16 protein-coding genes are annotated in these 18,143 nt (G+C 65.5%); 11 read left to right on the top strand and 5 right to left on the bottom strand.

The window, feature by feature from the left end:
* Nucleotides 1–75 precede the first annotated feature (75 nt).
* The 4 genes from ACPEE1_RS01400 to ACPEE1_RS01385 all read right to left on the bottom strand — a co-directional run bounded on the left by ACPEE1_RS01400 (nucleotide 76) and on the right by ACPEE1_RS01385 (nucleotide 4,219).
* Nucleotides 76–2,166 carry a flotillin family protein gene (locus ACPEE1_RS01400; protein WP_116927464.1) on the bottom strand — a complete coding sequence of 697 codons (2,091 nt, stop codon included), beginning with the start codon at nucleotides 2,164–2,166 and terminating at the stop codon, nucleotides 76–78.
* Nucleotides 2,167–2,244: 78 nt separating this feature from the next.
* Nucleotides 2,245–2,928 carry a ubiquinone biosynthesis protein UbiH gene (locus ACPEE1_RS01395; RefSeq protein WP_116927463.1) on the bottom strand — a complete coding sequence of 228 codons (684 nt, stop codon included), beginning with the start codon at nucleotides 2,926–2,928 and terminating at the stop codon, nucleotides 2,245–2,247.
* A 93-nt stretch (nucleotides 2,929–3,021) separates the two neighbouring features.
* Nucleotides 3,022–3,726 carry a PspA/IM30 family protein gene (locus ACPEE1_RS01390; protein WP_423935024.1) on the bottom strand — a complete coding sequence of 235 codons (705 nt, stop codon included), beginning with the start codon at nucleotides 3,724–3,726 and terminating at the stop codon, nucleotides 3,022–3,024.
* Nucleotides 3,727–3,766: 40 nt separating this feature from the next.
* A complete protein-coding gene (locus ACPEE1_RS01385; RefSeq protein ID WP_232539485.1) occupies nucleotides 3,767–4,219 on the bottom strand; it encodes a YjfI family protein in 453 nt (150 codons plus the stop codon).
* A gap of 349 nt (nucleotides 4,220–4,568) precedes the next feature.
* Here ACPEE1_RS01385 and ACPEE1_RS01380 point away from each other — a divergent pair, with 349 nt between their 5' ends.
* The 9 genes from ACPEE1_RS01380 to catC all read left to right on the top strand — a co-directional run bounded on the left by ACPEE1_RS01380 (nucleotide 4,569) and on the right by catC (nucleotide 14,602).
* Nucleotides 4,569–5,336, top strand: a complete 768-nt coding sequence (locus tag ACPEE1_RS01380) for an enoyl-CoA hydratase (protein ID WP_423935023.1) — start codon at nucleotides 4,569–4,571, stop codon at nucleotides 5,334–5,336.
* Nucleotides 5,337–5,867: 531 nt separating this feature from the next.
* Nucleotides 5,868–7,316 carry a glycosyltransferase family 2 protein gene (locus tag ACPEE1_RS01375; RefSeq protein WP_116927459.1) on the top strand — a complete coding sequence of 483 codons (1,449 nt, stop codon included), beginning with the start codon at nucleotides 5,868–5,870 and terminating at the stop codon, nucleotides 7,314–7,316.
* Complete coding sequence (locus ACPEE1_RS01370) at nucleotides 7,313–8,266, top strand: polymer-forming cytoskeletal protein (protein WP_116927458.1); 954 nt, start codon at nucleotides 7,313–7,315, stop codon at nucleotides 8,264–8,266. The genes ACPEE1_RS01375 and ACPEE1_RS01370 overlap by 4 nt, the downstream gene beginning before the upstream one ends.
* Nucleotides 8,263–9,294, top strand: a complete 1,032-nt coding sequence (locus tag ACPEE1_RS01365; protein WP_423935022.1) for a hypothetical protein — start codon at nucleotides 8,263–8,265, stop codon at nucleotides 9,292–9,294. Before ACPEE1_RS01370 ends, ACPEE1_RS01365 begins: the two co-directional genes overlap by 4 nt.
* A 10-nt stretch (nucleotides 9,295–9,304) precedes the next feature.
* On the top strand, nucleotides 9,305–11,194 hold the full coding sequence (locus ACPEE1_RS01360; RefSeq protein WP_423935021.1) for a hypothetical protein: 1,890 nt from the start codon (nucleotides 9,305–9,307) through the stop codon (nucleotides 11,192–11,194).
* Nucleotides 11,191–12,375, top strand: coding sequence for a non-hydrolyzing UDP-N-acetylglucosamine 2-epimerase (wecB, locus tag ACPEE1_RS01355; RefSeq protein ID WP_116927455.1), 1,185 nt, complete (start codon nucleotides 11,191–11,193; stop codon nucleotides 12,373–12,375). Before ACPEE1_RS01360 ends, wecB begins: the two co-directional genes overlap by 4 nt.
* Before the next feature lie 20 nt (nucleotides 12,376–12,395).
* Nucleotides 12,396–13,268, top strand: a complete 873-nt coding sequence (locus tag ACPEE1_RS01350) for a YaiO family outer membrane beta-barrel protein (RefSeq protein WP_116927454.1) — start codon at nucleotides 12,396–12,398, stop codon at nucleotides 13,266–13,268.
* Between the two features lie 9 nt (nucleotides 13,269–13,277).
* Nucleotides 13,278–14,042 carry a hypothetical protein gene (locus ACPEE1_RS01345; RefSeq protein WP_423935020.1) on the top strand — a complete coding sequence of 255 codons (765 nt, stop codon included), beginning with the start codon at nucleotides 13,278–13,280 and terminating at the stop codon, nucleotides 14,040–14,042.
* Between the two features lie 275 nt (nucleotides 14,043–14,317).
* Nucleotides 14,318–14,602 carry a muconolactone Delta-isomerase gene (catC, locus tag ACPEE1_RS01340; RefSeq protein WP_116927452.1) on the top strand — a complete coding sequence of 95 codons (285 nt, stop codon included), beginning with the start codon at nucleotides 14,318–14,320 and terminating at the stop codon, nucleotides 14,600–14,602.
* A gap of 97 nt (nucleotides 14,603–14,699) precedes the next feature.
* On the opposite strand, the gene ACPEE1_RS01335 is transcribed toward catC, so the two are convergent.
* Nucleotides 14,700–15,482 carry a fumarylacetoacetate hydrolase family protein gene (locus ACPEE1_RS01335; RefSeq protein ID WP_423935019.1) on the bottom strand — a complete coding sequence of 261 codons (783 nt, stop codon included), beginning with the start codon at nucleotides 15,480–15,482 and terminating at the stop codon, nucleotides 14,700–14,702.
* Between the two features lie 199 nt (nucleotides 15,483–15,681).
* Here ACPEE1_RS01335 and ACPEE1_RS01330 point away from each other — a divergent pair, with 199 nt between their 5' ends.
* Together ACPEE1_RS01330 and ACPEE1_RS01325 are read left to right on the top strand one after the other, a co-directional pair.
* On the top strand, nucleotides 15,682–16,998 hold the full coding sequence (locus ACPEE1_RS01330; RefSeq protein WP_420093970.1) for a Glu/Leu/Phe/Val family dehydrogenase: 1,317 nt from the start codon (nucleotides 15,682–15,684) through the stop codon (nucleotides 16,996–16,998).
* A 188-nt stretch (nucleotides 16,999–17,186) separates the two neighbouring features.
* The gene (locus ACPEE1_RS01325) at nucleotides 17,187–18,140 is read left to right on the top strand and encodes a Bug family tripartite tricarboxylate transporter substrate binding protein (RefSeq protein WP_423935018.1); all 954 of its coding nucleotides are present in this window, start codon (nucleotides 17,187–17,189) and stop codon (nucleotides 18,138–18,140) included.
* The last annotated feature ends 3 nt before the right edge of the window (nucleotides 18,141–18,143 follow it).

Raw genomic sequence — 18,143 nt, 5'->3', positions numbered from 1 at the left:
GCCTGCGATGGGAGTGGCCCGCCCAGCGGCGCACAGGGCGCCGCCGGGCCAGGCGGGCTAGGCCAAGGCCTGGACTCAGGATTCGGCCGCCGATGGCGGCAGGCTCTTCTTGTCCTGGCCGCCGCCCAGCAGGTTGCTCAGTGCATCCGTGGGCAGGCCCTTGCCGCCGATGAACTTTTGCAGCAGCTCCTGCACGATGGGGCTCTTGGCCGAGACACCCTCGACCGCCTTGCCCACCGACAGCGCCTTGGCAAAGTTGTTGAAGAAGTCGCCACCGCCGCCGACGATGTCGATATTGGCCTTGGACAGCGCGGCCGACAGCACCTCGGCCTGCTCCTGCGCCACGGTCTTGTTCGCCTCGATCGCAGCCAGCGCCTGCTCGAAGTTCTTCTCCAGCTGCATGCGGAACTCTTCGTGCGAGCGGGCCTGGTCGGACAGCGACGCGAGCGCCGTGAACTTTTCGGTCAGACCCTTGGCCTCGGCAAACAGCTTGTCGCGCAGCACATCGGCTTCGGACTGGCCGACATCGCGGGTCACCACTGCCTTGGTGTTGCCCACCTGGGCTTCACCACGGGCCTGTGCCATCAGACGCTCTTCGAGCACCTTGGCATCGGCCAGGCCCAGCTTTTCGTTGGCATCGGCCTGCGCCTCGATCACGCGCACTTCGGCCAGGCCCTTTTCCTCTTCGCCGCGCGCCTGGGCGATCAGCTTTTCGGCAATGATCTTGGCCTGCACCATGCCCTCGCGCTCAATGGCCGCTGCCGTCACTTCGCGCACCTTGGCGTCCGCCAGGCCCGGCGCTGCGCGCTCGACCTCGATGGCCTCGGCCATCTTCTTCTTGGCTTCGGCGGTCTTGCCGGCCGCTTCCAGCTCGGCCTGGGCCAAGGTGGTCACCTCGACGGCCTTGTGGCGCGATGCCGACTCGTCGGCCTCGGCCTTCTTGACCTGGCGCACCATGTCTTCTTCGGCCTGGGCCTGGGCGGTCAGCACGGTGACCTGCTTCATGCGCTCGGCCTCGGACACCACGCGCACTTCCTTGATGCGCTCCTCTTCCTGGGCCACGCCCTTTTCCACGACCACGCGCTCGCGGATCACATTGGCGATATTGGCCTTCTCGACCTCGATGGCCTTTTCCTTCTCGATGCGCTGCAGCTCCACCTCGCGCTGGCGCGAGACCACTTCCAGGTCCTTGGCGCGGGTGACCTTTTCAATCTCGATCACCACCGCGCGCTCGCGGTTCTGCTGGGCCACCGCCACTTCGCGCTGGCGGTTTTCCTCGCGGATGTCGAGCTGCTCCTGCGTCTGGATACGGGCCTGCTCGGCCTTGAGGCGCTCTTCTTCCTGCACCTTCTGGGTCTCGGCCTGCTCGCGCGCCTGGATGGTGGCGATCTCGCGCTTCTGGCGCGCCTCGGCATCAGCCTGCTGGCGCTCGAGCGCCAGCATCGCTTCCTTGGTCTCGACGTTCTTCTTGGTCACGGCCAGCTCGGCATTGCGCTCGAGCTCGTTGGTGACGATGTTCTGGTTGGCCGTCAGCTCGGTGATCTTGCGAATCCCTTCGGCGTCCAAGATGTTGTTCGGGTCCAGCGAGGCCTTGGAGGTCTGCTCCAGGTAGTCGATGGCCACGTCTTCGAGCACATAGCCGTTCAGGTCATTGCCGATCACATGGATGATCTGGTCGCGGAAATCCTGGCGGTTCTCGAACAGTTTGACAAAGTCGATCTGCTTGCCCACGGTCTTCAAGGCCTCGGAGAACTTGGCATTGAACAGCTCATTGACGGCACCCTTCTCCGATGCACGCTCCACACCGATGGCCTTGGCCACCTTGAGCACGTCGGCGGCGGTCTCGTTGACGCGCAGGTAGAAGGCCACGGTGATGTCGGCACGCATGTTGTCGCGGCAGATCAGGCCTTCCTTGCCACGGCGGTCAATCTCCAAGGTGATCAGCGAGATGCGCATGAACTCCTTCTTGTGGATTACCGGCAGCACCATGCCGCCGGTGAACTTCACCTTGGGCTGCGAGGTCGTGTCATTGATGATCAAGGCCGTGCCCTGGGGCACCTTGATGTAGAAGGCCTTGACCAGCGCAAACAGGCCCAGGATGACGATGAAGACCGTGCCGATCACCACCCCCGCGACTATGTACCACTCCAGATTTCCCCAATTCATGCGTAGCTCCCTATCAGTATCAATTTCTAAAAAAATGCGATGCGGGCCCGCCGCGCCGGCGCTGGCGAGCCGCTCCTATCAAACAGGTGGGTGCAAACCCGGTATCTCGCTGCCGTCGAACTCGGCCTTGCTGACCACGCGCCAGGCGTTGTGCGCTGGCAGGTGCTCGATCAGCACGATCTCGGTGCCGCGCGGCAGATCGCGCTCGGGCGAGCGCATCTGCACATTGAGCCCGCCGCCGCCGTCATCGACGCTGCCGTAACCTTGCGTGGCGTTGACGACGCCGCTGCGCACCAGGCCTGTGCGGCCCAGCAGCACCTGCGGGGTTTCGGGCGGCGCAATGCGCGCCACCAGGCCGCGCAGCGGCCGCAGCACCACCACGGTGGCGGCAAAGCCCAGCACCAACGCGGCCAGCGCCAGCGCGCTGCCGATGATGAGGTTGACCAGGGTCCAGCCCTCGGGCATCGGCACCAGATGGCACAGCACATAGGAGGCCAGCCAGGACAGCAGCAGCAACACCGTCAGGATGACGGTGGCCGGAATGCCGCCCAGGCCCACCTTGAGCAGCAGGCCGGCGAGCGCGCTGACCGAATGCTCCACGCCATGGGCATGGTCGCTGCCATCGAACAGCAGCCATTGGTCCAGTGAATCGGTCTCCACCAGGCCCACCAGCGCGATCAGCCAGTACAGCAGCATGCACAGCAGCAATGCGCCGAAGATGAAGGTCGGAAAGCCCAGCGCATAGTGCAGAAAGGTCGACATGGCAGTCCCTCTTCTCGGTGTGCGGTAGCGGGCGTGGCGCCGGCTCCTCACTTGTTGTGTGTCTGGTCGGGCCCGCCAGGGGCCCGGGCGCGATCAGCCCTGCTTGGTGCTGGCGCGCTGCGCCTTGAGGCGCTCGAGCACCGACTGCGCATTACCGGCAGCGGCGGTGATGCCCGCGGCACGCAGCTTGGCATCGAGCGCGTCTTCGCTACTGCTGTTTGCCAGCTCGGCCGCGCTTTCCATGCGGGCGCCGCGCTCGGCCTGCTTTTGCTTGATGCGTTCGAGCGAATCGAGCGCCGTCTGCACGCGCGACTGCGAGCCGGTGTAGCGGCCCGCTACCGTGGCCTGGGCGCGCTGCACGCTCTCGGTGGCCTTGACGGTGTCGGCCTGCTGCTTGAGCCGCTTGATATTGGACTGCGCAGTCTGGATCGCGCCGCGCAGCTGCTCCACGCTCTGGGTGAAGGCGCTCAGCTGGGCCTCTTCCTCGTCACGCTGGGTTTCGAGCAGGGCCACCTTGCCGGCCACTTCCAGTGCCAGCGCCTCGTCCTGGGTTTCCAGGGCCTTCATCGCATAGCCTTCGTACTCGGCAATCTTGGCTTGCGTGGTCTGCAGCTTGCCAGCGGACAGCTTTTGCTTGGCCATGATCTCGGCCAGCGCTTCCTTGGAGCTGTTCAGGTCGTTGTCGGCATCGCGGATTTCCTGGTCCAGGATGCGCAGCGCCTGGCTGTCGGTGACGGCTTCACCCGCCTCGTGCGCGGCGCCGCGCAGCGCAGTCACCAGCTTGTTCCATACGGTCATGATGCTCTCCTTGTACTGTGGGGTCGGGGACGGGCTGCGCTCAGACCTGCGCCAGGGTCAGATAGGGGGCCAGCGCCTCGGTGGCCTGGATCACGCTGTCGGCCAGGATCAGGATCTCGGCCAGGATGTCGTCCGTGCTGCTGTTGGCGCGCATCGCGGCAAACATCACATAGCCTTCGCCACCCCGTGTCAGGGGCTCCAGTGCCATCGTCGTGAACGGGAACAGCTTTTGCAGCCGCAGGATTTGCGCATTGAGACCGGCGCTATCGCGCACCTGGTTGGCGGGCCACAAAAAGGCCTCGACCACCAATTGCTCACCCGACAGGGCCACATGCACGGGCAGGTCGCCAAAATCGGACAGTGTGACCAGCACGCTGGTCTCGGCCCCCTCCAGTAGCTCTATCTGCAACTTGCCCTCGCGGGCCAGCGCCGATGCGCCCAGCTCGTCGGCCAGCGCCTGAATGCTGCGGTAGTGGTGCTTGCTGCTTTCCATGCTCCCCTCCTGTCGGTGGATGGTCAATGAACCCGGTTGTGGCTGCGGCTGGCGCATCTGCTTTTCGAGCAAATGCAGGGCCGCGCTGTACTCTGGAAGTACCCAGACCTCTTTTTTCACCAAACCCTGCTCCCGCAGCCGTTGGCGGTGCAGTCGCTGGTAGTGGGCAGATGTTTTTGGATCCATGGGATGACGATAACAGCCATTACATGTGATGTGTACATGTAATAGTTTCAATATGTAAATTATCCTTTGAAATCATAGCACTGCAGGGCTATTTCACGGGCTGTCACCGTGTTTTGTCTCTGTGGGGACCGGCCCCATCCTGTGGCATCTTCACAATGGCCGCATGCTTTTGATCGACCTGCACCACGCCCACGCTGCCTTGCAAGACAACGGCGTTGCCACCTTGACGATTCGCCATGCCGGCAGCGTCAATATCCTGTCGTCGCCGGTGCTCGAAGCGCTGGCCCAGGCATTCGATACGCTGGCGCAGGACACGCGCATCCGCGTGCTGGTGCTGCGCGGCAGCGGTGACAAGGCCTTTGTCGCGGGCGCTGATATCAAGGAAATGCGGGCGCTGACGCCGGACAATGCCGCTGCCTTCATCACCCGGCTGCGCCGCGTCTGCGAAGGCGCGCGCCAGTTCCCCACGCCGGTGATTGCCCGCCTGCCGGGCTGGACGCTGGGCGGCGGGCTGGAGCTGGCCTGCGCCTGCGATATCCGCATTGCCAGCAACCGGGTGCAGTGCGGCATGCCCGAGGTCCAGGTCGGCATCCCCTCGGTGATACATGCCGCGATGCTGCCCCGGCTGATTGGCGCGGCGCGCACGCAGTGGCTGCTGCTGACCGGCGACAACATTGACGCCGCACAGGCGCTGCAATGGGGCCTGCTCGACCAGGTGGTGCCGCCCCAGCGGCTCGACGACGAGGTAAAGCGCCTGGCCAACCAGCTGGCCGGCTACGGCCCGCAGGCACTGCGCCAGCAAAAACGCATGCTGCGCACCTGGGAAAAGCAATCGCTCGACCAGGCCATCGAAGACAGCGTGCAGGAATTTGCCAACGCCTTCAAGACCGGTGAGCCCCAGGCCTATATGGCCCGCTTTGGCCAGCACTGATACAGGGGCAAGCCTGCCTGCGCTTGAGCGGGCAGGCCTATCTGCGCTTTGCTAGCAGGCTGCATCACCTGCTGATGCCGGGGCTCCGCAACCGGGGCCCGTTTCTCTCCCTACCGCCCCCTTGATCGCCCGTGCCGTCTGCGCAGGGGTGATGCCCCATCGCGCCCGGATGGCATATACCCAGCGCTGGCCCCTTGTTGCAGGCGCAGTGTGGTGCCAAGCCCCAGCCATCCCTTGTCATTTTTCTATGGGATTGGCAACACACCCCCAAGAAAAAGCATCATCCAGACACAGAAAATTTTGATGCGCCGCAGCAATATTTACATTAGATCGTTAAAAATCGCTTCTAAATCAAGCATCAATTTGTAACTTCACCAACGGCGTTTGTAGGCAGATCGTTGATAGTATTTCCCTTTGTCGTTAATAAATACTTACTTTTTACTAGGATACTTATTGAAACACTATTCATGCATTTGTGGCGATTGATATAATCGAATCACAAGTCGTGAGAATTTTTTTCTATCAAACACCATGCCCAAGCGCTCCGCCCCCTCCTTTCAGGCCCCTGCCCTCTGCGCAGCGCTCCTGGGCCTTTTGCCTGTATGGGCCCATGCCCAGCCACTGCGGCCTTACCAAGCCAGCTGGGCCACCTGGGGGCTGGGTCTGTGCCTGGCCGCGCTGATGGTGGTGGTGGCGCTGGAGGCGCTCTACACCTTCCGCCACTACGCCTTCACGCTCAACCGCCTGTTCGCACGCCAGCGCCCGCTGTATGCCGGCATCGAGCAGGCGCACTGGCCGCACATCACCGTCTTTATTGCAGCGCACAACGAAGAGGCCGTGATCTCGGGCTGCATCGAGGCGCTCCTGGATGTGGACTACCCTCGCGATCGCCTGACGATCATGCCGGTCAATGACCGCTCGACCGATGGCACGCGCCAGATCATCGACAGCTATGCCGACCGCCACCCTGGCCGCCTGCAACTGTTCCACCGCCAGGAAGGCCCTCCAGGCAAGGCCGCGGCGCTCGCCGATGCCACCGCCATCGTCCAGGCCCGGGGCGAGTCCGAGCTGATCGTGGTGTTCGATGCCGACTACCTGCCGGGCAAGAAGATCATCAAGCAGCTGGTCGCCCCCTTCCTCGACCCCGAGGTGGGCGCCGTCATGGGCCGCGTGGTGCCCCAGAACGCCGGCGTGAACCTGCTCACCCGCCTGCTCGATCTGGAGCGCTCCGGTGGCTACCAGGTCGACCAGCAGGCCCGTTTCAACATGGGTGCGGTGGCGCAGTACGGCGGCACCGTGGGCGGCATTCGCCTGAGCGCGCTGCAGGATGTGGGCGGCTGGACCCCCGAGGTGCTGGCCGAAGACACCGACCTGACCTACCGCCTGCTGCTCAAGGGCTGGCAAACCGCCTACCTGGGCTACGCCGAATGCTATGAGGAAGTGCCTGAGAGCTGGGCCGTGCGTTTTCGCCAGATCAGCCGCTGGGCCAAGGGCCACAACCAGGTGATGACCAAGCTGGGCACCGAGATGCTGACCCGCAAGGGCCTGCGCTGGATGGAGCGTGTCGACGGCGTGGCGCTCCTGGGCGTGTTCCTCATGTCGCCCATCTTGCTGGTGGGCTGGCTGCTGGCCCTGGTGCTGACGGTCACCGGCTACGGCATCGGTGCCAATGTGAACATTGCCTTGCTGATGCTGCTGATCGCCACCGGTTTTGCCTGCGTGGGCAACTTCGCCGCCTTCTTCGAAGTGGCCGCTGCCGTGCACCTTGACGGCCACCAGCGCCGCCTGCGCCTCTTGCCGCTGCTGCTGACGGGCTTTGTCGTCAGCATGGTGGCCGTCTCCAAGGCCACGATCGACGGGCTGCTGCTCGACAAGCTGTTCAAGCGCCAGTTCAAATGGGACAAGACCGTGCGCTACCGCCAGGCGCCCGCCGCTGCCCCGGTCGTCTCGCCCGCAGCCCTGCCTGAAGCACGTGTATGAACGCCCCCGTCCATCCCCTGCTGTTTGGCAGCATGTGGCTGACCGTGACCGCCCTGGTCTTCCTCTTGCCGCTGCTGCCGGCGCTGCGCGAGCTGTATTCGCGCAGCGATGCCGATGCACTGGCCATCGATCCGCTGGACAACGGCCGCACGGACTACACGGCCCAGCGCATGGCCGAGCAACTCGATCTGCTCGAAGCCATGCCGCGCGTGGCCCAGTGGCAGCACGATGACCAGGGGCGCCTGATGGTGCCCCGTGGCCAATCGCGCCTGATGGCCCGGACCGAGGTGCCGGTCGTGATCGGCTTCAGGTCCCAGCTGCGCACCCTTGTCTCCAGCGACATCGTCGAGCTGCAGGCCAACAGCGTGGTGCAACGCGTGCTGCATGCCAAGAGCATCCACTGCCTGGGCCCGGCCCAGCTGGCCCGCCTGACCAGCGCCGAGCGCCATATCGTGCTCTCGCCCGGTGCGCGCTTTCTGCGTCTCTCGGCCGCCTGCATCTTTACCTGGCCCCTCAAGCGCTCACTGCAGTTCCCGCTGCCCGAGCTGGGCACCGGCATGCCGCTGACGACGCTGCAGCGGCGCCATGAAGGCGACCTGCGCATTCCCGCCGGCACCATTGTGCGCGGTGGCCTGGTGGTCACCGGCAACCTGCTGATGGAAGAGATGTCCGTGGTCGTGGGCCATATCAAGGTGCATGGCAATGCCGTGCTGGCCCAGAGCGCCTGTGTGCAGGGCGCGGTGTTCGTGCAGGGCGACCTGCAGACCAAGGGCAACAACTATGTCGAAGGGCCGCTGTGCGCCGGCAAGCGCCTGCAGCTGGGCCCCGACAGCCAGGTGGGCGACAAGGAGTGCCCCAGCAGTGTCTCGGCCTGGACCATTGCCTTACACGCCAGTGTCCGCGTCTATGGCAGTATGGCTGCTGTACGTTCCGGACAGGTGGTGCTATGAAAACACGCAATCTCTGGATCGCCTCGGCAGCCATGGCCTGGCAGCTGGCAGGCGCAGCGCAGCCGGACGAGCCCCCGGCGCTGGCCGCCTTTGCCACCGGCGATGGCGCCTACTACACCACCTTGGGCGGCCAGGTCGTAGACCCTTACTTCGTCAACAAGGGCTTCACGATCGCGCTGCAGGCGGGTGTGCCGCTACGCGCCGAGCTGCAGCAGTGGCTGGCCTGGCTGCTGCCGCGCCAGCGCCAGGATGGCGGCTTTGACCGCTTCTGTCCCACCGCAGACACTGCCTGGCGCAGCTGCATGGGCGCCGATGCCGACGACTCCATGGCCGCCACCACGATCGAGATGCTGCACTTGGCGCGGCAGAAGCAATGGCTCACTCCTGGTCAGCAGGCCGCTGCCCAGCAGGCCATTGCGCGCAGCCAACAGCTGCTCGCGCGCCTGCGCAACCCCAGCAACCAGCTCTACAAAGCCTTGCTGGACACCGAGCTGTACTACCTGATGGACAACATCGAGGTCTACGAAGCGCTGCGCGCGGCCGAAGGGGCGCAGGCGGGCCCCGCCTCCAAGCAGCTGGCAGCGGCCATCAACCGGCGTTTTCGCAGTGGCAGCGACTGGAAACCGGCCTTGCCCGAATACGACCGTCCGCGCTTTTATCCCCATACCCTGGCCAGCGCCTACCTGTGGCAGACCGGGGTGATTTCCCGCGCCGAATCGGACCGCGCCACCGCCCAGTGGCTGGCCCAGCATGGCAGCGCCTGGCTCTCGCGCAGCGAAGACCACTATGCATGGGGCCTGGTTGCATGGAAAATGCGTCAGACCGCACCGATCCAGGCCGCCTGCTGGCGTGCATCGCTACGGCCCTTCCAGCCTGCGGTAGGCTGGACCGTGTTGGATGCGATGATCGACCACGCGCTGGCGCACACGGGTATCAGCACCCAGTGCCCTTTTGCAATGGCCACGGCGCCCGCGCCGGTGCCCGCGCCGGTGCCCGCGCCCACAACCACCCCGGCTGCCAACCCTTGAGGCTGACACCATGAACAAGCTCTTGCGCTGGAAAAAATGGCTGGCCGCCACCGCAGTGGTGCTGTGCCTGCTCGCCGTCATTGGCTGGCACCAGTCACGCAGCCTGCAGGCCAGCCAGCACTACGCCACCATCAGCTTGCTGATCCCCGATGGCATGCCCGCCCATGCGCCCCAGGTGCAGATCTGGAGCGAGGCAGCGCGCGAGCGCGGCCTGCTGCTCAAGCCGCTGGCGATCAGCGAATGGATGCGTGGCATCCACTATGGCGCCCCCGCTGCGCAGCAGACGGTGATCCTGCCCGATACCTTCCACCGCAATATCTCTGATGCGGCAGTGCAGACCTTGATCGACGTGGTGCAGGCTGGCGGCCAGGCCATGGTGGTGCAGGACGGCGGCATGCTCGACGAGCGCGGCTACTACAGCAAGGGCACATCGCGCCTGTCGCAGATGCTCGGCGTGCGCTATGGCGACTACGACACCTACAAGGACCAGCTGTCCGACTATGAAGAGATCCGGGGCGCGCCCACCACGATGGAGCTGCTGGGCATCCCGCCCGGGCGCTACCTCGATGCCAAGGCCGCTGCCAAGCTCACTGCGATCGACCCCGAGGAGCTGGCGGTCGATCAACCTGGCTTTCCCAGCTTCATTGCCGGCTACACCAAGGATTCGCAGCGCTTTACCGTGCTCAAGACCGACCGCCCCCAGGGCGCACGCATCCTGCTGCAATCGAGCAATGGCGATGTGGTGGCCAGCGTCAACCACTGGGGCAAAGGGCAGGCGATGTTCATCAACCTGCCGCTGACCTATTTGCTGCAGCGCACCGACGGCATTTTCCTGCACGGTTTTCTGGCCTACTTTGCCCAGCAGCTGGTGCAGCAGCCGCAACTGCTGGCATCACCGGACGGCATTGGCGCGCTGGTGCTGAACTGGCACAACGACGACGGCCGGGCCATCGGCTTTTTGCACGAGCTGCAGGAAGCGGGCATTTTTGACCACGGCCACCAGTCCTTGCACTTCACCGCCGGCCCCGATGTGAACCAGCCAGGCGACGGGCTGGGCATGGACCTGGACTACAACGAAGACGCCCAAAAGATGATCCAGATGCTGCTCAGCCAGGGCCACAGCATCGGCAACCACGGCGGCTGGATCCACAACTATTTCGGCAACAACGCCTCCGACGACAACGCCGACGATTTCATGCCGTTTCTCGACCTGAACAATGCCTCGGTCACCAAGGCCAACCATGGCCTGCAGCCCAAGGAATACTCGGCCCCCAACGGCAATACGCCGCTGTGGACCTATGACTGGATGGCCGAGCACGGCGTGCAGTCCTTTTACACGGTGGCCAACGTCGGCATGCCGCCCACACGGCTGTGGTTGGGCACGCGCCAGGTCCAGCAGTCCTGGGCCTTCCCCGTGCTGACCTACGGCCAGGTTGCGTCGGCCGAAGAGGCCTCGTTCCAGAAGATACCGGTTGCCGAGTTCGGCCAGTGGCTGCAGCAGGTGGCGGGCTTTATCGAACATACCCGCAGCATCCGCCTGAGCTACTTTCACCCGATTGGCGCGGTGGAGTACCTGCCAGCGGTCAAGGCCTACATCGACAGCGTACAGGCCTGTGCGGACCGCAAGCAGTGCCAGTTCATCTCGATGGGCGAGGCGGCCGACTTCCTCAGTCGGCGCAACCAGGTGCAGTGGTCCATCGCGGCCGAGGGCGACAACGACCTGCTCAGCGCCAGCCACCCGCAGTCCCTGGCCGCGATGGCCTGGACTGTGCCCAAGACAAAATATGCGGCCGTGCGTGTGCGCGCTGGCCAGGCCCAGGTGCAAGCCACCGATAGTGCCTGGCTGGTGCGCGTGCAGGACGGTCAAGAACTCAGCCTTGAAATGCGTCGACAAAAATGAGCTCCTCCACCCCTTCCTCCTCCTTGTCCGTCGCGGCCATCATGGGCACCCGGCCCGAGATCATCAAAATGGCCCCGGTGGTGCTGGCGCTGCGCCAGCGCGGTATCACCACCCATGTGCTGCACACCGGCCAGCACGAAGAGATGGCCTGGCCGCTCTATGAATTTTTCGGCATCGCGCCCCAGGAGGTGATCCGCCTCAAGCGCGAGGTCGCCACCTTGCCGGCGCTGTCGAGCGAGCTGATGTCGGCCATCGGCAGCACCCTGGCCAGCCTCCAACCGGCCGTAGCGCTGGTGCATGGCGACACCAGCAGCGCGGCCATGGGCGCGCTCGCGGCCGCCTTCCTGCAGATCCCCGTCGGCCATGTCGAGGCCGGTCTGCGCTCGGGCCGCATCTCCGAGCCTTTCCCCGAAGAGATCAACCGCAGCCTGATCGGCCGCGTGAGCCAATGGCACTTTGCCCCCACCGGCCAGGCCCGCGAGAACCTCGAGAAGGAAAACGTGCCCGGCGAGATCGCGGTGGTCGGCAACACCGTCGTCGACGCCGTGCTGCTGGCCGCGCGCCATGTGCGCACGCAGCGCGCTGCCGGCCAGCCGGTGGCCAACCCCGACTACCAGTGGTTCGTCGACAGCGGCCTGCGCCAGCTGGTGCTGGTAACGGCACACCGGCGCGAGAACTGGGGCGCGCCCATGGTGGAGATCGCCCAATCGGTGGCGCGCCTGCTCGAGCAGCACCCTGAGGCCGCCGTGGTCTGGCCGGTGCACCTGAACCCGCTGGTGCAGCAGGTGGTGCGCGGCGTGCATGGCGCCAGCTCCGCAGACGTGCAGCGCCGCTGGCGCCTCACGGCCCCGCTGGATTACGCGCCCATGGTGGAGATCATGGACGCCGCCCAGCTGCTGCTGACCGACTCAGGCGGTATCCAGGAAGAAGGCCTGTCACTGAACAAGCCCCTGCTGGTGATGCGCGATGTGACCGAGCGTCCCGAAGTCATCGCCTGCGGCGCCGGCCTGCTGGTGGGCACCGAGGCCGAGCGCATCCTCTCGGCCGCCAGCCATGTGCTGGCCACCGGCCAACTGCCCGGCCTGCCGCCCGCCTCTGTGGACAACCCCTTTGGCGATGGCAGCAGCGGCTTGCAGATCGCCGCCGCAATTGCCCGCCATCTGCAGCCCTCCTCCCTCTGAACAACCTCTACAAGAACCCCATGAACACCTTCTTCCTCCGCAGCTCCATGGCGCTGAGCGCCGCCGCCTTGCTGGCCCCTGCCATGGCCCAGACCACCGGTGCCAGCGCCGCAGCGCCCATCACCGAGCCCGCCGCCGCGCCTGCAGCACCGGCCGCAGACTTCGAGCCGGGCCAGCGCGGCCGGGTTGATATCGGCGCGGGCTTCTCCAGCCTGACCGGCGGCAACAGCAACTGGAATGACGAGTACGTGCGCGGCTATGTCGGCCTCAAGCCCGGCACCGTCCTGAACTGGGACCTGGCCAGCCAGCGCCACTTCGACCAGCGCGGCACCGTGGGCGCGCTGTCGCTGACACACACCTTGTCGCCCTGGTGGTACATGTCGGTGGGTGCCAGCTCCGGCTCGGCCGACTTCCAGAACAAGTACCGCGGTGACATCGCCATCTACCGCAAGTGGACCGAGAGCCAGCAGTGGGTGACGGGCCTGTCGCTGATGAAATCGGCCAGCCGCGACGGCATCCACCGCGACACCGGCATCACCGCCTCGGTCGCCTACTACTCGACCAACGACTGGGTCGGCGAAGGCGGTGTGGTCTACAACAAGTCCAACCCCGGCTCGGTCGAAGGCTACCGGGGCTTTGCCGCGCTGACCATGGGCCGCGAAAAGCAGCACTACTTCACCGCCCGCATCGACCATGGCAAGGAAGGCTACCTGCCCACCGGCGCCATCGCCAACGGCGTGGGCAACCAGGTCGGCTTCCAATCGACCGAGCTGAGCCTGCAATGGCGCCAGTGGCTGGGCAAGGACTGGGGCTACCTGGTGGGCGGCCAGTTCTACCGCAACCCCTACTACAACCGCAAGGGCCTGAGCGCTGCGGTGTTCTTCGACTTCTAAGGCCAGGCCATGTCGTTGCGCATGACCCGCCAGCACCGGGGCCTCAGAAGCTACATCTGGACCTGGCAGCACAGCGCCCAGCTGCTGGTGCTGCTGCTGGCCTTCTGGCTGGTGCTGTGGTGGGCTGCGCCGCTGTTGATGCACCGCTGGGCCGATGTGCTGGCCTGGGCCTGGCCGCACCTGGGCCTGGGCAGCAGCGAGGGGGTCGAGGTGCAGACCACATCGCTGCTGGGCGTGCCCATCGAGGTGGTGCGCACACATTTCTATGTGCCGCCCCCCGGCCTCTGGCAATGGTGGGGTGGCGCGCTGCTGTCGCTGGGGCTGATGGCGCTGTCCTTTGTGCTCTCGCGCGAGCGCCTGCCGCTGATCTACGGGCTGCGCATCGTCGCGCTGTTGGGCATCGTGGGTCTGCTGTCCTACGAGTTCCTGCCCACGCTGGCCGTCAGCGACGTCAACCGCCTGCTGGCCGACAACATCCTGGACATGGGCCTGGCCATGCTCTGGCTGCTGCCGGCCGTGCATGCGCTGGTGCTCTACATCTTCCCGATCCCGGTGCTGCACAAGGTCGCCGCCACGATGACCGGCATGCTGATGCTGGTCGTCAGCATTCCGCTGCAGGCCGCCTCGCTCGCCTGGCTGGCCCAGCAGTTCAGCCTGCTGGTCACCTTGCCCTTGTACATGCTGTTCAGCTTTTTGCCCCAGATTGCGGCGCAGCTGGGCATCTACGGTCTGTTCATGAGCTTTGCGCCAGCGCCTGAGCGAGGGGGCGCCTAGCTGGAGGCGCCTAGCTGGGGGCGCCCAATTCGCTGCACCTCGCCGGGGGCACCTCGCCGGCCGCACCTCGCCGGCCACACCTCGCCGGCCACCCCCTCCTCCAGGATCCAAAAAGTTTCTCAAGCAACGATTAGCCGACGAGACCCTGTTGGCTTGCCACTGGGCGGACAATGCGCCGTGGCCCTGTCCGCAGGGCCCAGACCAACCGATCGACCCATGGCGCCCGGTGGCCGGCCACCGGGCAGGCCCGCTGGGGCGCCGCCAAGGAGAAAACAATGCTGTATCTGGTTCGCATGGATGTGAACATTCCCCATGACCTGCCCCAAGCGCAGGCCCAAGAGATCAAGGCCCGCGAGAAGGCCTATTCGCAAGATCTGCAGCGCGATGGCCGCTGGAAGCACATCTGGCGCGTGGCGGGCGAGTATGCGAACTACAGCGTGTTCGATGTGGAATCGAACGACGAGCTCCACGGCCTGCTGCAGGCGCTGCCGCTGTTCCCCTACATGAAGATCTCGGTCACGCCGCTGGCCCAGCACCCCTCGGCCATCGCCCAGAACTGAGTCGGCGCGCCGGCAGGGGCCGGCCACCCGCTTGTACGACGCACACCCTCGCGAGCAGCGACGGTGTGCGTTGTGCTTTCCGGCTTGGATGCGCGGACTACAGCTGCACGCGCAGCTCGCCGATGCCGTCAAACTGCACCCGCACTGCATCGCCAGGCGCCGCCTGCAGCAAGCCGCACCAGCTGCCCGTGGTCACCACCGTGCCGGCGCGCAGGCTGCCAAAGTGCGCCGTCGCATGGCGCAGCCACTGCGGCAGCAGCCAGGACGGGTCCTGCAGGCCATAGCTGCGCTCAAAGGCCTGGGCGGGCTGCGCGCCGATCTGTACCGTGCAGCGCTGCGTGCTGCCATCCACCGGGCGGTAGGGCTGCCAGGCGCCCAGCACCAGCGCGCCGTGGCAGAGCAGGTCCGCCGCCTTCAAGGCCGCAGGCGCCTGCAGCTGCTGCTGCCAGCGTGAATCGACGATCTCGATGCTCAGCGCCATCGCATCGATCAGCTGGGCGGCGCTGGCCTCATCGAGCGCAGCGGCCTGGTCCGCATCGACCGATTGGCCCAGGCGCAGCGCAATCTCCGCCTCAACCCCGCGCAGGAAAAACGGGGTGGCACGCAGATCGGCGCCGCCACCGTGCACCCCTTGGGGCGGCAGAGGCGCATGGCCCAGCGGCTGGCTGCGGCTGGGTCCACCCGATTTCCAGTACTGGGGCGCTTGGGCGGCGTCCCCCCAGCGCTGGGCCCGCTCGCGGTGCACGGCGATGATGTCGGCAGGCGCCAGGCTCGCCGGCCAGGCGGCCGCGTCGATGGCGGCGCCGGCCCCGGTGGCGGTCTGCAGCGCCTGGGCCAGGGCAGCGGGTTGAAAGGTCGAAGCGGTGTCGGCAGAGGGCATGGCGATGGCGTCCGAAAGTGTAAAAAGTCCAATCGGCATAGCGTAACGGACAGCGCCGCCCGCCCCTGTCACCGCAGCAAACACGCTACATGTAAGCAGAACCGGTGCAAGGTTATGCAAAAAAAGCATTCCATCCCAATCATCCGGCCTTGGACAAAGGTATAGAGCGGATTTAAGCTGTACAGACCTTTTCAACCGCATGGATCGTATGCCGTCCAACAGCACTCCCGCCGCAGCGCCACAACACGCTCTGCCTTCCTACCTCGACCCCAAGCACCTGGGCCCCTGGGGCAACTACCTGCAACAGGTCGACCGCGTCACGCCTTACCTGGGCTCGCTGGCCCGCTGGGTCGAGACGCTCAAGCGCCCCAAGCGCGCGCTGATCGTGGATGTGCCCATCGAGATGGACAACGGCACGATCGCCCACTTTGAAGGCTACCGGGTGCAGCACAACCTGAGCCGCGGCCCGGGCAAGGGCGGCGTGCGGTTCCACCAGGATGTGACCCTGTCCGAAGTGATGGCCCTGTCAGCCTGGATGTCGATCAAGAATGCCGCCGTGAACGTGCCCTACGGCGGCGCCAAGGGCGGTGTCCGCGTCGACCCCAAGACCCTGTCCAAGGGTGAGCTCGAACGCCTGACCCGCCGCTACACCAGCGAAATCGGCCTGTTCATCGGCCCGTCCAAGGACATCCCGGCACCGGACGTGAACACCAACGGCCAGATCATGGCCTGGATGATGGACACCTACTCGATGAACACCGGCGCCACCGCTACCGGCGTGGTCACCGGCAAGCCCATCGATCTGGGCGGCTCGCTCGGCCGTGTCGAGGCCACCGGCCGCGGCGTGTTCACCGTGGGCGTCGAGGCCGCCAAGCTGTCGGGCCTGGCCCTGCAAGGCGCCAAAGTGGCGGTGCAAGGTTTTGGTAATGTGGGCGGTACGGCAGGTAAGCTGTTTGCCGAAGCGGGCGCCATCGTCGTGGCCGTGCAGGACCACACCGGCACCATCTTCAACGCCAAGGGCCTGGATGTGCCCGCCGTGCTCGAGCACGTGGCCAACACCGGCGGTGTGGGCGGCTTCAAGGGCGCCGACAAGATGGCCAACGAGGACTTCTGGTCCGTCGACTGCGACATCCTGATCCCCGCTGCACTGGAAGGCCAGATCAACGCCAAGAACGCCGCCAAGATCAAGGCCAAGATGGTGATCGAGGGCGCCAACGGCCCCACCACCACCGAAGCCGATGACATCCTGAACGACAAGGGTGTGCTGGTGCTGCCTGATGTGATCGCCAACGCGGGCGGCGTGACGGTGAGCTACTTCGAATGGGTGCAGGATTTCTCCAGCTTCTTCTGGAGCGAAGACGAGATCAACGCCCGTCTGGTGCGCATCATGCAAGAAGCCTTTGCCGCTGTGTGGCAAGTGGCGCAAGAGAACAAGGTCTCCCTGCGTACCGCCACCTTCATCATCGCCTGCCGCCGCATTCTGCACGCACGCGAGGCACGTGGTCTGTACCCATAAAGCCAGAACGACTCCACGCATTGCTAGCGGCCTTCGGGCCGCTTTTTTTGCGCCCTGCTTCCGCGCACGCAAAGCATGGCTTTCGCAAGTGCGAAGGCCCAATGCGCGCTGGTGCAGGCAAACCCCATCACGCCGCTGGGTGGAACTCCCTATCGTGAGCCCTTAACGATAAATACGGAGACAACGCCATGCGCTTTGCGCGCCGCCGCGCCCTCGCGGCCCTGCTGCTTTCCCCCCTGCTGGCCTTTGCGGCCGACTGGCCGTCCCGCCCCATCACCATCGTCGTGCCCGCAGCAGCTGGCGGCACCACCGATATCGCAGCGCGCCTGCTGGCCCAGAAGATGGGCTCCTCGCTCAAGACCAGCGTCATCGTCGAGAACAAGGCCGGCGGCGGCGGCAGCATCGGCACCGCCTATGTGGCGCGCGCCAAGCCCGACGGCTACACCTTGCTGATGGGCAACATCGGCCCGGTGGCCATCAATTTCAGCCTCTACAAAAAGCTGGCCTATGGCCCCAACGACCTGCGCGGCATCACCAATGTGATCTCGGTGCCCAACATCCTGGTGGTGCATGCCAACTCCCCCATCCAGAACGTGCAGCAGCTCGTGGCACTGGGCAAGCAAAAGCCGCTGACGGCCGCGACCTCCGGCGTGGGCCAGTCGCCGCACATGTCCACCGAGCTGTTCCGCCAGCAAAGCGGGCTCGATGTCACCCTGGTACCCCACAGCGGCGCAGCGCCTGCGGTTACTGCGCTGCTGGGCCAGCAGATCGATTTCATGATCGACAACCTGCCCAGCTCGATGCCGCATATCCAGTCGGGCAAGTTCCGGGCGTTGGCCATCACCAGCCGCGAGCGCTCGGCCCAGCTGCCCGATGTGCCGACGATGCGCGAGGCCGGTGTGCCGATGGATGTGACCGCCTGGTTTGACCTGCTCGCCCCGGCAGGCACGCCGGATGCCATCGTCAACCGCCTGCAGCAGGCAGCGCATGAGGCACTGCAAAGCGCCGACATCCGCCGCACCTTGGCCGAGCTGGGTGGTGTGCCCGGCGGCGAGACGGCGGCCGAGCACGACGCCTTTATCGCGCAGGAGCGCAAGCGCTGGGCCGAGATCGTGCGCGCCGCCAACCTGTCTCTGGACTGATTT

Origin of the sequence: Comamonas sp. 23 (assembly GCF_049601575.1) — a bacterium.
Taxonomy (GTDB): domain Bacteria; phylum Pseudomonadota; class Gammaproteobacteria; order Burkholderiales; family Burkholderiaceae_C; genus Comamonas; species Comamonas squillarum.
This window is presented reverse-complemented; position numbering and strand designations above follow the sequence as displayed.

Excerpts from the sequence above, each read along its gene's own strand:
- ACPEE1_RS01400 (WP_116927464.1), bottom strand. The coding sequence starts at position 2,166 with ATGAATTGGGGAAATCTGGAGTGGTACATAGTCGCGGGGGTGGTGATC.
- ACPEE1_RS01395 (WP_116927463.1), bottom strand. The coding sequence starts at position 2,928 with ATGTCGACCTTTCTGCACTATGCGCTGGGCTTTCCGACCTTCATCTTC.
- ACPEE1_RS01390 (WP_423935024.1), bottom strand. The coding sequence starts at position 3,726 with ATGACCGTATGGAACAAGCTGGTGACTGCGCTGCGCGGCGCCGCGCAC.
- ACPEE1_RS01385 (WP_232539485.1), bottom strand. The coding sequence starts at position 4,219 with ATGGAAAGCAGCAAGCACCACTACCGCAGCATTCAGGCGCTGGCCGAC.
- ACPEE1_RS01380 (WP_423935023.1), top strand. The coding sequence starts at position 4,569 with ATGCTTTTGATCGACCTGCACCACGCCCACGCTGCCTTGCAAGACAAC.
- ACPEE1_RS01375 (WP_116927459.1), top strand. The coding sequence starts at position 5,868 with ATGCCCAAGCGCTCCGCCCCCTCCTTTCAGGCCCCTGCCCTCTGCGCA.
- ACPEE1_RS01370 (WP_116927458.1), top strand. The coding sequence starts at position 7,313 with ATGAACGCCCCCGTCCATCCCCTGCTGTTTGGCAGCATGTGGCTGACC.
- ACPEE1_RS01365 (WP_423935022.1), top strand. The coding sequence starts at position 8,263 with ATGAAAACACGCAATCTCTGGATCGCCTCGGCAGCCATGGCCTGGCAG.
- ACPEE1_RS01360 (WP_423935021.1), top strand. The coding sequence starts at position 9,305 with ATGAACAAGCTCTTGCGCTGGAAAAAATGGCTGGCCGCCACCGCAGTG.
- wecB (WP_116927455.1), top strand. The coding sequence starts at position 11,191 with ATGAGCTCCTCCACCCCTTCCTCCTCCTTGTCCGTCGCGGCCATCATG.
- ACPEE1_RS01350 (WP_116927454.1), top strand. The coding sequence starts at position 12,396 with ATGAACACCTTCTTCCTCCGCAGCTCCATGGCGCTGAGCGCCGCCGCC.
- ACPEE1_RS01345 (WP_423935020.1), top strand. The coding sequence starts at position 13,278 with ATGTCGTTGCGCATGACCCGCCAGCACCGGGGCCTCAGAAGCTACATC.
- catC (WP_116927452.1), top strand. The coding sequence starts at position 14,318 with ATGCTGTATCTGGTTCGCATGGATGTGAACATTCCCCATGACCTGCCC.
- ACPEE1_RS01335 (WP_423935019.1), bottom strand. The coding sequence starts at position 15,482 with ATGCCCTCTGCCGACACCGCTTCGACCTTTCAACCCGCTGCCCTGGCC.
- ACPEE1_RS01330 (WP_420093970.1), top strand. The coding sequence starts at position 15,682 with ATGGATCGTATGCCGTCCAACAGCACTCCCGCCGCAGCGCCACAACAC.
- ACPEE1_RS01325 (WP_423935018.1), top strand. The coding sequence starts at position 17,187 with ATGCGCTTTGCGCGCCGCCGCGCCCTCGCGGCCCTGCTGCTTTCCCCC.